Origin of the sequence: Haemophilus parainfluenzae (genome assembly GCF_036288925.1) — a bacterium.
GTDB lineage: Bacteria > Pseudomonadota > Gammaproteobacteria > Enterobacterales > Pasteurellaceae > Haemophilus_D.
Genome location: NZ_CP127167.1, coordinates 662,904 through 676,752, shown reverse-complemented (window position 1 = coordinate 676,752; position 13,849 = coordinate 662,904). Strand labels below are relative to the sequence as shown.

Annotated in this window: 10 protein-coding genes and 4 tRNA genes; 4 read left to right on the top strand and 10 right to left on the bottom strand. The window is 39.6% G+C overall.

Translation table 11 applies throughout. The features are described 5' to 3' along the window. The first annotated feature begins 21 nt into the window (after positions 1 to 21). The gene (gene recX / locus QQS40_RS03405) at positions 22 to 474 is read left to right on the top strand and encodes a recombination regulator RecX (protein ID WP_329506119.1); all 453 of its coding nucleotides are present in this window, start codon (positions 22 to 24) and stop codon (positions 472 to 474) included. On the opposite strand, the gene crcB is transcribed toward recX, so the two are convergent. The 7 genes from crcB to QQS40_RS03370 all read right to left on the bottom strand — a co-directional run bounded on the left by crcB (position 449) and on the right by QQS40_RS03370 (position 3,494). After that, a complete protein-coding gene (gene crcB / locus QQS40_RS03400; protein ID WP_049355704.1) occupies positions 449 to 844 on the bottom strand; it encodes a fluoride efflux transporter CrcB in 396 nt (131 codons plus the stop codon). The two genes, recX and crcB, sit on opposite strands and share 26 nt — an antisense overlap. Then, the gene (locus QQS40_RS03395; protein WP_329506116.1) at positions 845 to 1,663 is read right to left on the bottom strand and encodes a Cof-type HAD-IIB family hydrolase; all 819 of its coding nucleotides are present in this window, start codon (positions 1,661 to 1,663) and stop codon (positions 845 to 847) included. It abuts the gene before it with no gap. A gap of 157 nt (positions 1,664 to 1,820) precedes the next feature. Continuing rightward, a complete protein-coding gene (tuf, locus tag QQS40_RS03390) occupies positions 1,821 to 3,005 on the bottom strand; it encodes an elongation factor Tu (RefSeq protein WP_049362643.1) in 1,185 nt (394 codons plus the stop codon). Between the two features lie 103 nt (positions 3,006 to 3,108). Next, a tRNA-Thr gene (locus tag QQS40_RS03385) sits at positions 3,109 to 3,184 on the bottom strand. A gap of 3 nt (positions 3,185 to 3,187) precedes the next feature. After that, positions 3,188 to 3,262 (bottom strand) — tRNA-Gly (locus QQS40_RS03380). 41 nt (positions 3,263 to 3,303) lie between these two features. After that, positions 3,304 to 3,388: transfer RNA gene (locus QQS40_RS03375), tRNA-Tyr, on the bottom strand. A gap of 30 nt (positions 3,389 to 3,418) precedes the next feature. Beyond that, a tRNA-Thr gene (locus QQS40_RS03370) sits at positions 3,419 to 3,494 on the bottom strand. Between the two features lie 212 nt (positions 3,495 to 3,706). Between QQS40_RS03370 and coaA the strand changes: the two genes are divergently transcribed. Further along, positions 3,707 to 4,642, top strand: a complete 936-nt coding sequence (gene coaA / locus QQS40_RS03365) for a type I pantothenate kinase (RefSeq protein WP_329506114.1) — start codon at positions 3,707 to 3,709, stop codon at positions 4,640 to 4,642. Positions 4,643 to 4,686: 44 nt separating this feature from the next. Here coaA and QQS40_RS03360 read toward each other — a convergent pair whose 3' ends face one another. From QQS40_RS03360 to gyrB, 3 genes are all read right to left on the bottom strand, one after another. Then, entirely contained in the window at positions 4,687 to 6,345 is a 1,659-nt protein-coding gene (locus QQS40_RS03360) for an ABC transporter ATP-binding protein (RefSeq protein ID WP_329506112.1), read from the bottom strand. Next, on the bottom strand, positions 6,338 to 8,083 hold the full coding sequence (locus tag QQS40_RS03355; protein ID WP_329506110.1) for an ABC transporter ATP-binding protein/permease: 1,746 nt from the start codon (positions 8,081 to 8,083) through the stop codon (positions 6,338 to 6,340). Before QQS40_RS03355 ends, QQS40_RS03360 begins: the two co-directional genes overlap by 8 nt. A gap of 252 nt (positions 8,084 to 8,335) precedes the next feature. Beyond that, positions 8,336 to 10,762: a DNA topoisomerase (ATP-hydrolyzing) subunit B gene (gyrB, locus tag QQS40_RS03350; RefSeq protein WP_329506108.1), complete on the bottom strand. Its 2,427-nt coding sequence runs from the start codon at positions 10,760 to 10,762 to the stop codon at positions 8,336 to 8,338. Between the two features lie 194 nt (positions 10,763 to 10,956). Here gyrB and QQS40_RS03345 point away from each other — a divergent pair, with 194 nt between their 5' ends. Both QQS40_RS03345 and hybO read left to right on the top strand, forming a co-directional pair. Then, entirely contained in the window at positions 10,957 to 12,309 is a 1,353-nt protein-coding gene (locus QQS40_RS03345) for an MFS transporter (RefSeq protein ID WP_289902389.1), read from the top strand. 391 nt (positions 12,310 to 12,700) lie between these two features. After that, positions 12,701 to 13,849, top strand: a complete 1,149-nt coding sequence (gene hybO, locus QQS40_RS03340; protein ID WP_329506106.1) for a hydrogenase 2 small subunit — start codon at positions 12,701 to 12,703, stop codon at positions 13,847 to 13,849.

The following is a 13,849-nucleotide window of genomic DNA, read 5'->3' as shown; positions in this document are numbered from 1 at the left end:
TTTCTCTTACAAGGAATTTCTATGTCTTCTCTTGCTTTGAGCTATGTCGTTAATTTACTTGCTCGACGTGAATATAGCGAATTTGAACTACGCAATAAAATGCAGGAAAAAGCATTTACAGAATATGAGATCGATGAAACGATAGCGCACTGCCAGGAAAAAAACTGGCAAAATAATAAGCGATTTGCTGAAAATTATTTATACGCACGTTCGCAACGTGGGTATGGTGCAAATCGTATCAAACAAGAATTACGTCAACTGAAAGGTGTATCTTCAGACGTAATCAATGAAGTCCTCATAGAAAGTGAAATTAATTGGATTGAAATAGCAGAAAAGGTTCTACACAAAAAGTTTCCTAACTATGCAGAACCTCAACCAATCAAAAGCAAACAAAAAATTTGGCAGTATATGCTCTCTCATGGATTTTATTCTGAAGAATTTAGCGATTTTATCGGAAATGGAATAGAAGACTAATGATCCTAAAGAAATAAACCCCTAATACTGTAAAAATTAAACAACCAACTAAATGGCTCGCTAAAACGAATAATCCATTTACCCACTCTTCTTTAAAAAAGCGTTCTATTACTTCGCCTGAAAAAGAAGAAAAGGTGGTGAGAGCACCAAGAAATCCCGTCACTAAGAATAATCGCCATTCAGGGTTAAATTGAGGAAATAACCAAAAGGTTGCCACTAAAATTCCCATCAAAAAACAGCCAATAAAGTTCGCCACAAGTGTACCAAATGCAAGTGTACTAAATAGTGAATTCAACCAAAGACCCAATCCCCATCGTAAGGATGCACCAATGGCTGCGCCTGTGCTCACAAGAATGACTGACTGAAACATTTATTTGATACCAAAAAGCACAGCTAAATGCTTCGCTACCGCTTCGTCTTTATTGAAGCCAATCTCTTCCAATTCGGGGCAAGCTTCTTTTAGACGAGGATCAGCATTCGCCATCACATAACCTTTACCAGCCAAAGAAAGCATTTCAACATCATTTTGGCCATCACCAAAAGCAATACAATCTTTTAATCCATAATTTCTATTTTCTAATAGATGAGCTAATGCATCACCTTTAGATACATTTTTATTCATGACCTCTAAGCAAGTCATAGCGGAATAAACAATCGTCGTTTTATCACCAAAATGCGTTCTAAGATAATCTTCCAGCTCCACAAGATCTTTCGGGTCACGAGCAATAAAAAATACTTTTTCAGTTCCTCTTCCATGATGTTTTGTGAAATCAACCACCTCATACATGAAACCTGAATCCTTGTGATATTTTGCTAATTCAGGCACATCTATATTGATAAACCAACCATCATCTTGATAAGTATTGATACAAATCTTGGTACGATCAAAAGGGATTTTATACAACTCAAGTACGATTTCTTCTGGAAGGCTATTGCTATAAATAAGGTTACCTTTTAGGTCGCGTACTCTCGCGCCATTGGAAGTGATCATTACAGCATGCTCCGCTCCAATCTTACCTAAAATAGAAGAAACATCCGTGTGATTACGGCCAGTTGCTAAAATAATATCAACACCTTTTTGTTCTAATTTATTTAATATCTTAATTGTGAAATCACCAATTACATGATTAGTATTGAGTAATGTACCGTCAAGATCAGAAACCACGGCTTTAAATGGAAGTTGTTGCATAAAACCACCTGTATAAAAAATGAGTCTGTATCATACCAAAACAACACGATTTTTGACCGCACTTTCTATCATAAAAATGACATTCATTGATAAAAAACAAAAAGGCGCATCTTTCGATACGCCTTCTTAATCTAACTTGTTACAGTTAATACATCAATTATTTGATGATTTTCGCAACAACGCCAGCACCTACTGTACGGCCACCTTCACGGATTGCGAAACGTAAACCTTGGTCCATCGCAATTGGGTGGATTAAGCTTACTGTCATTTTGATGTTATCACCAGGCATTACCATTTCCACGCCTTCTGGTAACTCGATTGTACCCGTTACGTCAGTTGTACGGAAATAGAACTGTGGACGGTAACCTTTGAAGAATGGAGTGTGACGACCACCTTCTTCTTTTGATAATACGTAAACTTCTGATTCGAAATCAGTGTGTGGCGTGATTGAACCTGGTTTCGCTAATACTTGACCACGTTCGATTTCTTCACGTTTTGTACCACGTAATAAGGCACCAATGTTCTCACCTGCACGACCTTCGTCAAGTAATTTACGGAACATTTCAACACCCGTTACAGTTGTTTTAGTTGTTGGTTTGATACCAACGATTTCAACTTCATCACCAGTGCGGATGATACCACGCTCAACACGACCTGTTACTACTGTACCACGACCTGAAATTGAGAACACGTCTTCGATTGGAAGAAGGAACGGTTGGTCAATTGCACGCTCTGGCTCAGGAATGTAAGTATCTAAGTGGTTTGCTAACTCAAGGATTTTTTCTTCCCATTCTGCTACGCCGTTTAATGCTTGTAATGCAGAACCACGTACGATTGGCGTATCGTCACCTGGGAAATCATATTGAGAAAGAAGTTCACGAACTTCCATTTCTACTAATTCTAATAACTCTTCGTCATCTACCATGTCGCATTTGTTTAAGAATACGATGATGTAAGGTACACCTACTTGGCGACCTAATAAGATGTGCTCACGAGTTTGTGGCATAGGACCATCTGTCGCTGCTACTACTAAAATAGCACCGTCCATTTGCGCCGCACCGGTAATCATGTTTTTAACATAGTCCGCGTGTCCTGGGCAGTCAACGTGTGCGTAGTGGCGAGTTGGAGTATCGTATTCAACGTGTGAGGTGTTGATGGTGATACCACGCGCTTTTTCTTCTGGCGCGTTATCGATTTGGTCGAATGCACGAGCTGCACCACCGTAGTGTTTTGCTAATACGGTTGTGATTGCTGCTGTTAAAGTTGTTTTACCGTGGTCAACGTGGCCGATTGTACCCACGTTTACGTGCGGTTTTGTACGTTCAAATTTTTCTTTAGACATTTAAAGAGTCCCTCTAAATAGACACGGTTATCGATGGGTAAATTAAACCACATTAACCAATAAAATCATTACTATTTAATAAAGGAAAGAGGAATTTGGAAGGTGGTGCTGATAGGCGGATTTGAACCGCCGACCTCACCCTTACCAAGGGTGCGCTCTACCAACTGAGCTATATCAGCGTTTGGAGCGGGCAGCGGGAATCGAACCCGCATCATTAGCTTGGAAGGCTAAGGTAATAGCCATTATACGATGCCCGCAGTCCTAAATTCATCTGTCCCATCAGAATTCATTTAGAAAATGGTGGAGGGAGAAGGATTCGAACCTTCGAAGGCTGAGCCAACAGATTTACAGTCTGCCCCCTTTGGCCGCTCGGGAACCCCTCCACGCTAAATGAATACTTGTTTACTAAAGGATGGTGCCGACTACCGGAATCGAACTGGTGACCTACTGATTACAAGTCAGTTGCTCTACCTACTGAGCTAAGTCGGCATGTCGTAAGCAAGTGAGGCGTATTATATGGAAATTTTTACTTCTGACAAGCTTTTTTTTTAAAAAAAAAGTTTTTTTTGATTATTCGTCTAATTTACAAGCAAAAATATATTACCAGAATACAAAACTTATCAATTTTAATAAAAATCAATGATCATTCTTCATTTATAGGGTATATTTTGTCCAGTTTTTCTGTCTATACATAAAACACCGTGAATATTACTGAACAATTTATACCTTTTTTAAACTTTAGCCGTCAACAATGGGCTGAATTAAGAAAATCTGTTCCGCTAAAATTAACGGAGCAAGATCTAAAGCCACTTTTAGGCTTTAATGAAGAGCTTTCTCTTGATGAAGTAAGTACTATCTATCTACCGCTTGCACGTCTCATCAACTACTATATTGATGAAAACCTTCGCCGCCAAACGGTTTTAAATCGATTTCTTGACGGACAACGCCCTAAAGTGCCCTATATCATTAGTATTGCAGGAAGCGTTGCGGTCGGGAAAAGCACTTCAGCACGCATTTTACAATCACTGCTCACCTATTGGCCCTTTGAGCGGAAAGTAGATCTCATTACTACCGATGGTTTTCTCTTGCCACTGGAAAAACTGAAAAAAAAGAATCTCTTACAAAAGAAAGGATTCCCGATTTCTTATGATACGGCCAAGTTAATTCAATTTCTAGCTGATATCAAATCAGGCAAGCCATCTGTAAAATCGCCCATTTATTCTCATCTGACTTACGATATTGTTCCTGATAAGTTCAATATTGTCGATCAACCCGATATTTTAATTTTAGAAGGATTAAACGTTCTCCAAACAGGTTCAAACAAAGCCAATCAAACCTTCGTATCTGATTTTGTAGATTTTTCTATCTATGTGGATGCAGACGAAAAACTTCTTAAAGAATGGTATATCAAACGATTCTTAAAATTCAGCCAAAGTGCTTTTACAAATCCTGACTCCTATTTTAAACATTACGCTAATCTCTCTGAGCAAGAGGCCATTGAAACGGCTAGCAAAATTTGGGATAACATTAATGGATTGAATTTAAAACAAAACATTCTGCCGACTCGTGAGCGAGCCAATCTCATTCTTAGAAAAGGTGAAAATCACGAAGTTGAGTTAGTGAAATTAAGAAAATAAAAAAAAGCGGTCAGATCAAATTGACCGCTCTTTTTCTCACTACCTTACGACATCCTTCCATTCTCAATACCAATCACCTGATCACAAATAGCCATAGTCGATTGGCGATGACTCACGAGAATAATCAATTTTTCTGCTTTCACATTCAGCAACGATTTTAAAATCATCGCTTCATTTAAGCTATCTAAGTTGCTAGTCGGTTCATCAAGCAAAATAATCGGCGCATTGTGTAAGAAGGCACGGGCAATACCGATGCGTTGTTTTTCACCATCAGAGAGATTGCCGCCCAATTCCGTCATTTTCGTTTGATACCCTTCAGGCAAGCTTAAAATGAAATCATGAATTGACGCTTTCTTCGCCGCTTCCATAATTTCTTCTAACGTTGCATCACGGTGCGCAAGGCGAATATTTTCCTCGATGGTTTCGTTAAAAATATAGGTTTGCTGGGTAATGTATGCCATATTGTCACGCAAACTACGGGTGTTGATATTCGGTAAGGTTTCACCGTTAATTTTAATGCTGCCTGATTTAGGATCGTAAAAACGCATCAGCAATTTTAACAAGGTACTTTTACCGCTACCGCTTCTGCCGTGAATCCCTAAGATTTCACCCTTTTTCACAGACAAGCTAACATCCGATAAAATTTGTTCTTCACCGTAAGCAAAGTTTACATTCTCAACATCAATGCGAGAAACCTCTTTCAAATCGACCGCACTTTCTACGTCTTTTAATTCAGGCTCTTCCGCTAACAAACTCAATACACGCTCACCTGAAGCCAAGGTTTGTAACAAGTTGCTTGAAAGGTTACTTAACGCAATAACCGGGCCATAGCTCGACATCAATAAAATCACACCAATTAAAAAGGCAGAAAAATCAATCTTATCTAGACTAAACAAAATTAAGCCGGTGAATAACATAATGATGTTAAAAGCCGATACCGCCACTTCAGTATAAACGCGCACTTTGGCTTCTTGGTCTTTAATACGCTCAAAAGCGGTATCGATTTTTTGGCTGCGTTGTTGAATTTCATCTAACCGTTGTTTTGCATAGCCAAAAAGTTGAATTTCTTTCATGCCTCGTACGCTGTCGAGGAAGAAATCATTCATCTCACCAACCAACTCTCGATAGCGTCTGCCATCTTCACGCGCCAATTTGGTGGTGATAATGGGTAGAATCACCCCCACCGTTAAATAAGCGGCTAATGCCACAATTACAAACCAGCCTGAAAGATGCCCAAAGACCAACAATAAAATTGTAGAAGTAAAGAACGCGATCATAATTGGTGCAATGGTGTGCGCATAGAATACTTCGAGCAATTCAATATCATTGGTAACTAGTGACACTAATTGCCCCGCTTGTTTATCTTGCAACTTCACAAAAGCCAAACGGCGTAGAGAAGAAAACACTTTATCACGCAATAATGCCAATAATTTAAAAGCAATATAGTGCCCGGACATTTGCTCTAAATAACGCAATGCGCCACGAGCCACCGCTAACACGATAAGTGCGGTCAAAATGCCAGAGAAACTCAAATGGGTGTCAAAGTTTAAGAGATTCGCTAACCCCATCGCACCAAGCACCATAATAAAAATAGCGGCAAGGAAACCGAGCGTTCCCATGGTGATAGTAAACGCCATGATATGCGCCAATGGGGTCACTAATTTCAACAAATGCCCCATCACAACAAAACCATTTTTACGCATTTGCCACCTCTCTAATTTGTTCTAAATCTTTTTGTTGTTGGAACATTTCAGCATACGCACCTTGTTTTGCCATGAGGTCTTTATGCGTGCCTTGCTCAATCAATTTGCCTTGTTCAAGCACGTTAATGCAATCAGCATTCACGGCATTCGCCAAGCGGTGAGAAATCATCACAATCGTTTTTTGTTGTTTAAATTGCTGAATGAACTGCAAAATAATTTCTTCGCTTTCTACATCAATGTTACTGGTCGCTTCATCAAAAATATAAAGTTCGGCATTGTGTAATAAAGCACGCGCTAAAGCTAAACGTTGGATTTGACCGCCCGATAAATTCGCGCCACGGCTTAATAGCTGCATATCTAATCCGCCATTTTCGCGTACAAAATGGGCAAGATTCACTTGTTCTAAACACGCATAAATTTGCTCGTCTGTGGCATCAATTTTCGCCATCGTCATATTTTCACGCAGTGTGCCTTTGAACACGTAGCTACTATGGCTCACCAACGATACTTTTTGATAGAAAGAAGTGCGGTCTATTTCAGAGGCGTTTTGTCCATTAAACAAAATCTCACCTTGTTGCGCTTTATTAAAGCCCATTAATAACGAAACTAAGGTTGATTTACCACAACCACTTTTACCCACAAATACAGAAAGTTGGTTTGGTTGAATCGTTAAAGTTAAACCCTGAATGGCTGGTTTTTCTGCAGAATACGCAAAATGTAGATCTTTAATTTCCACTTGAACGTTATTTTTTGCTTCAAAATCCACCGCACTTTGTTGTGTTTCCACTGGCGTATCTAACAATGTGAATATCTTATCTGATGCAGCTTTACCATTCATCGCCACATGGAAGAATGAACCAAGCAAACGAAGCGGAATAAAGAATTCAGAAGAAAGCAGAATAAATAAAATGACACCTAATACGGTTAATTGGTCCGCTTGGAATTGCAACAAAGCCGTTAAAATCCCGATTGCCGCACCACCGTAAGCAAGTAAATCCATCAGTGATACGGAATTAAGCTGCATAGTCAGTACTTTCATAGTGATTTTGCGGAAATGTTCCGCTTCTTCATCCATTGCTTTTGCTTTATAAGCATCATCTTGATAGATTTTTAGCGTGATTAAACCCTGTAGGTTATCCAAAAAACTGCTACCTAACCCCACATAAATGGACCAATATTTTGCCAAGAGTTTTTTCGCGATTTTATTCACCGCAATAATCGACATAGGGATCAACGGCACGCAAATCAGCAAAATCACCGCTGTTTTAAAGCTGAAAAAGATCAGAAAAGCGAAGAGTGTGAGCGGTGCAAGCAAGCTATAAAAAAGCTGAGGCAAATAACGTCCGAAATAGATTTCAAGTTGTTCTACGCCTTCTGAAGCCACTTGAATGATATTTGACGTAGATTGTTGATTCACTTGGTTAAGTGGCATTGAAGCCAATTTTCGATAGATGAGGCTACGCAGTTCGTGTTTTACTTTCGTACTGGCAAAATAAGAAGACTGCACCGATTTTTTACCCGCAAAGGCACGCAATGCCAAAGCAGCAACCAAAACGATGCCCAAAATGACCGCTCTTATCGGGCCCAATTCGTTAAAATAAGCCGCCTGTAAAATATAAGAAAACACGACGGCACTAATAATTCCGCCAACTAACGCCACCCAGTTCCATAACACCGTGATGCCAATCCATTTTTTACTGTCGGCTACCGTGTTAATTAGGCGTTTATCTATCATCATAATGATTGCTCCTAAAAACAAAAAAGAAGTACGCACATTACTATGCGTACTTTGCTATCAATCTAACAACTAAAAACAAGTCTATTTCGTATCATTGCCTTTAAGCGATAAAAATCGTGAAAATTATAGTCAAGAATATAAACAAATAACAGATCTAATTGAAAATTATTTTTATTTATATCTTAAGTAAAAAAATACCGCACTTGATTTCCCTAAGTGCGGTTATCTTTAGTGATATTTTTGAATATTAGACTAAACGTCTAAGTTTGCTCGCAACGCATTCATTTCAATGAATTCACGACGAGGCTCAACTTCATCCCCCATTAATGTGGTGAAGAGTTGGTCTGCGGCAACAGCATCTTTAATTGATACTTTTAACATACGACGAGCATTTGGATCCATAGTGGTTTCCCAAAGTTGCTCAGCATTCATTTCACCTAACCCTTTATAGCGTTGGATTTCTAAGCCACGACGAGATTCTTTCATCAACCATTCAACAGCCTGTTCAAATGATTGAACGGGCTGAGTTTTTTCACCACGAGTAACGTAAGCGCCCTCTTCTAGCAAGCCATTCACTTGCTGACCGAATGCGGTAATCTTCGCAAATTCATTGCCCATTACAAAATCAAAGTTGATGAAGTAATCAGTATCAATACCATGTTTACGAACAGTAATAACGGCTTCATATACTTGGCGTTCGCTGTTAAATTGGGTTCTTGCTGAATATAAATGCGCTTCTGTTTCTTTTTCAGTTAAGTATGCAACAAAAGCATTCGCCCAATTTTCGACCGCACTTTCATTGCGCATTAAATCAATGGTTAATTGTGGTTGGTAAACCAATCCTTGTAACAATGGCTCAGGATAGTAACGACTTAAACGAGTAATTAATTTCTGAACATTGTTATATTCGCCTACTAATTTCTCAAACACTAAATCATTCATTGCCGGCGCATTAGCACTAATATGTAACGCAGCACCATCTAACGCAAGCATTAACTCATATTGCACCATTTCGTCGTTATCTTTAATATAACGCTCTTGTTTACCTTTTTTCACTTTATAAAGTGGCGGCTGAGCAATATACACGTAACCACGCTCAATTAATTCCGGCATTTGACGATAGAAGAAGGTCAACAATAAAGTACGAATGTGTGAACCGTCCACGTCCGCATCGGTCATGATAATGATGTGGTGGTAACGTAATTTATCCGGGTTATATTCATCGCGGCCAATACCACAGCCAAGCGCTGTAATTAATGTACCCACTTCTTGAGAAGAAAGCATTTTGTCAAAACGTGCTTTTTCAACGTTAAGAATCTTTCCTTTTAACGGTAAAATTGCTTGGGTTTTACGATCACGACCCGATTTTGCAGAACCGCCTGCAGAATCCCCCTCCACGAGGTAAAGTTCTGAAAGTGCGGGATCTTTTTCTTGGCAGTCCGCTAATTTACCTGGAAGACCTGCAATATCCAATGCACCTTTACGACGGGTCATTTCACGTGCTTTACGTGCTGCTTCACGTGCACGTGCAGCCGTAATAATTTGATTTACAATGATCTTCGCATCGGCTGGATTTTCTAATAGATATTCCTGCATACGCTCATTCATGGCAGATTCAACCGCACTTTTCACTTCAGAAGACACTAATTTGTCTTTTGTTTGTGAAGAGAATTTAGGATCGGGCACTTTCACCGAAATAATCGCCACCAAACCTTCACGCGCATCGTCACCTGAAGTGCTCACTTTCTCTTTTTTCAGTAACCCTTCGCTTTCCATATAGTTATTTAAGCTACGGGTTAATGCACCACGGAAACCGGCTAAGTGAGTACCACCATCACGTTGTGGAATGTTATTGGTAAAGCAATAAACGTTTTCGTTTACGCCATCATTCCATTGCAATGCAACTTCCACCCCAATGCCGTCTTTTTCAGCTGAAAAATAGAATGGTTTTGGGTGAATTGGATTTTTATTTTTATTTAAATATTCAACGAACGCTTGAATACCACCTTCATAATGGAAGTGATCTTCCGTGCCATCCCGTTTATCAATTAAACGAATGGATACACCAGAATTTAAAAATGAAAGCTCACGTAAGCGTTTTGCTAAAATTTTGTAATCGAAAGTTGTAATTGCAAAGATTTCTGGACTTGGCCAGAAACGCACCGTTGTACCTGTTACTTGCGTTTCACCAATAACAGTTAAAGGCGCTTGAGGCTCGCCTAAGTGATAGAATTGCTCATACACGTGACCTTGACGACGAATGGTTAATTGCAATTTATCAGAAAGTGCATTTACCACCGAAACACCCACGCCGTGTAAACCACCTGATACTTTATAGGAGTTATCATCAAATTTACCGCCCGCGTGAAGTACTGTCATGATGACTTCTGCTGCAGAAACACCTTCTTCTGGATGGATATCTACCGGAATACCACGGCCGTCATCTTGTACGGAAACAGAATTATCATCATGAATGGTCACGATAATATCGGAACAATGACCCGCAAGGGCTTCATCGATCGCATTATCCACCACCTCAAACACCATATGGTGTAAACCTGTTCCATCATCAGTATCCCCAATATACATGCCCGGACGTTTCCGAACCGCATCAAGCCCTTTTAAGACTTTAATACTTGATGCACCATAAGCATTTTCCGTAACAGGTGTTTCTGACATAGTTTTTCTCTATTTTGTAATGAAAATTGTGCGGAATTATAGCAAAAAACTGACTATTTTGCGAAATAAAAGTGCGGTCAAAGTTTGTGTTATTTTTTTATTTGACATCTCGATTTTTCTCCTTATATTACGACGCTACCTCATTTTTTGTATAGAAATGAGTTTTGTTGTACTAAAAATTAAAGGATTATCACATGATTTCATTCCTAAAGTCTAATCCAGGTACACCTGTTCCTGATACTGAAATTAGAGAGCGTTATAATCGCTTAAGATGGCATGCATTATTTGGCATCTTTATCGGTTATGCAGCATTCTATATTTTACGTAATAACTTCCTTCTTTCTTCTCCTGAATTAATTAGCGATTTTGGTTTCACCAAAAAAGATATCGGTTTTATTTCCGGTACCATGTTAATTGTTTATGGTTTAAGTAAAGGTTTCATGTCTGCAATCGCAGATAAATCAAATCCGAAACACTTTATGATTTTCGGCTTAATGATGTCGGCAGCAGTAAACTTAATGATGGGCTTCAGTGCATCATTTTGGGCATTCTTATTCCTTTGTGTACTTAATGGTATCTTCCAAGGGATGGGTGCTGGTCCAGCGTACATCGTACTAGCAAGCTGGTTCCCACGTAAATCTCGTGGTGTAACAACCGCTATATTCAATATCTCTCACAACGTAGGTGGTGGTTTAGTCGCCCCAATTGCGGGTGCAAGTATCGCTTGGTTGGGTCAAGAGCATTGGCAAGCCGCACACTTTGTTGTACCTGTAGCAATTGCTACTATTGTTGCGATTATTTTCTACATCTTTGGTGCGGGTCGTACTTACAATGAAGGCTTACCACCAGTTGGAAAAATTCTTGAAAGTGAAAATGAAGAATTAGTTGTCACAAAAGAAGAAAACGTCAACTTAACCACATGGGAAATCTTCCGTGATTACATTATGAAAGACATTAATGTGTGGTTTGTTTCTTTTATCGACGTATTCACTTATATGATCCGTTTTGGTGTATTAACCTGGCTACCACTTTATTTGTTAGAAACTAAAGGTTTCACTAAAGCTCAAATGGGGACAGCATTTGCTATCTTTGAATGGGCAGCAATTCCTTCTACGCTATTAGCAGGTTGGTTAACTGATACTTATTTCAAAGGTCGCCGTATGCCACTTGCTATCATCACCTTATTCGGTGTGGGCGCAGCAATGTTTGTTTACTGGGGCGGTAGTGACTTATTAACCGTCACCATCGGGGCAGGTATTATTGGATGCTTAATTTATGTGCCAATGTTCTTATCTTCACTTCAAACTATCGAGCTAGTTCCTTCTTTTGCAGCAGGTTCTGCAACAGGCTTACGTGGTTTATTAAGTTATATCTTAGGTAGTTTCTCTGGTACTGCATTATTTGGTATTTTAGCTGATAAATTCGGTTGGGACGCTGGTTTCTATCTACTACTATTCGCTGTAGCTGGCTGTATTTTCTGCTGCTATATGACACATTTAGGTGTATTACGTTTAGAGCGTAAAAAAGCACAAATAGCTAATAACTAATCTATAAAAATGGGCAAAATCGAATAATCTTTGTTGCCCATTTTTCTCACTTCAACAAGATTAATTGTGGTCAATGTTTAAAAAGATTTTTTAATCCAAAGTTTGAATATAAACGATAAAGCATATCTTCACACCAGGTTATTTCTCTTTTAGGGTAACAAAAGCATTTCTTTTGATTGAAAAATATAACGTGCAATAACATATGCTTCAAGTGAAGAAAGCCACAACAAATAACAATCATTCTCAATAATTAAATAAAAACAATCACTTACCCTCTTATTTTGTAAGGAAAATAAGGGTGTTTTTGATTCTGATCAAATAAAGTTCCTCCATCAAGGCATATCATAGCTAGATTAACCATACAAGTAACGTGCCAATTTGGAGTGATCATATGCAACGAAGTGATGGATTATTTTCTGCTTTAGCAGAAGTTTCCCGTCGGGATTTTATGAAATTATGTACCGCACTTGCGGCGACCATGGGGTTAAGTTCAAAAGCGGGTGCAGAAATGACCGCTGCTTTAACCGAACCTAAACGTCCACCAGTATTATGGATCGGTGCGCAAGAATGTACGGGTTGTACTGAATCCTTGCTACGCGCGACCCACCCAACAGTCGAAAACTTGGTATTGGAAATGATTTCCTTAGAATACCACGAAACGCTTTCTGCAGCCTTTGGGGAACAAGCTGAAGATAACAAACACAATGCAATTAAACAGTATTATGGAAAATATGTTTTAGTCGTAGATGGATCTATTCCGGTGAAAGACGGCGGCGTCTATTGTATGGTAGCAGGTAAACCGATTGTAGAACACATCCAAGAAGCCGCTAAAGGTGCTGCAGCGATTATTGCGATCGGTTCTTGTGCAGCATGGGGCGGCGTACCTTCTAGCGGTGGCAACCCAACTGGTGCAAGCAGCTTGTCTGAAGTATTACCAAAAGGCACGCCAGTGATTAATATTCCAGGTTGTCCACCAAATCCACACAACTTCCTTGCAACTGTCGCTTATATTCTTACTTATAAGAAACTACCCGCAATGGACAAATTAAATCGTCCGTTATTCGCTTACGATCGCTTAATTCATGAAAACTGCTATCGCAGACCGCACTTTGATGCCGGACGTTTTGCCAAAGAATACGGCGATTACGGCCATCGTCACGGCTGGTGTTTATATCATCTCGGTTGCAAAGGGCCGGAAACTTACGGTAACTGTTCTACTTTAGAATTCTGTGATGTCGGCGGTAATAACTGGCCGGTTGGTATCGGGCACCCTTGCTATGGTTGTAACGAAAAAGGTGTGGGCTTTACCAAAGGTATTTTCCAATTAGCGGGCGTAGAAAACCCAACACCACGCGTTGAAAAACCTGATGTCAACAATACCGAAGGTTCAGGTGCAACTATGACCGCTATTGGTTTATTAGGTGGTGCCGCTGCAATCCTAGCCGGTGTGAGTGTTGTGACCTTACGCGAATTAAGCGCTCAACATAAAGCCCGTTCTGAAGCTAAAGCAGCAGAGAAAGAACAACATACAGGTAAATAA

Excerpts from the sequence above, each read along its gene's own strand:
- gyrB (WP_329506108.1), bottom strand. The coding sequence starts at position 10,762 with ATGTCAGAAACACCTGTTACGGAAAATGCTTATGGTGCATCAAGTATT.
- QQS40_RS03395 (WP_329506116.1), bottom strand. The coding sequence starts at position 1,663 with ATGCAACAACTTCCATTTAAAGCCGTGGTTTCTGATCTTGACGGTACA.
- crcB (WP_049355704.1), bottom strand. The coding sequence starts at position 844 with ATGTTTCAGTCAGTCATTCTTGTGAGCACAGGCGCAGCCATTGGTGCA.
- QQS40_RS03355 (WP_329506110.1), bottom strand. The coding sequence starts at position 8,083 with ATGATGATAGATAAACGCCTAATTAACACGGTAGCCGACAGTAAAAAA.
- hybO (WP_329506106.1), top strand. The coding sequence starts at position 12,701 with ATGCAACGAAGTGATGGATTATTTTCTGCTTTAGCAGAAGTTTCCCGT.
- QQS40_RS03345 (WP_289902389.1), top strand. The coding sequence starts at position 10,957 with ATGATTTCATTCCTAAAGTCTAATCCAGGTACACCTGTTCCTGATACT.
- recX (WP_329506119.1), top strand. The coding sequence starts at position 22 with ATGTCTTCTCTTGCTTTGAGCTATGTCGTTAATTTACTTGCTCGACGT.
- tuf (WP_049362643.1), bottom strand. The coding sequence starts at position 3,005 with ATGTCTAAAGAAAAATTTGAACGTACAAAACCGCACGTAAACGTGGGT.
- QQS40_RS03360 (WP_329506112.1), bottom strand. The coding sequence starts at position 6,345 with ATGCGTAAAAATGGTTTTGTTGTGATGGGGCATTTGTTGAAATTAGTG.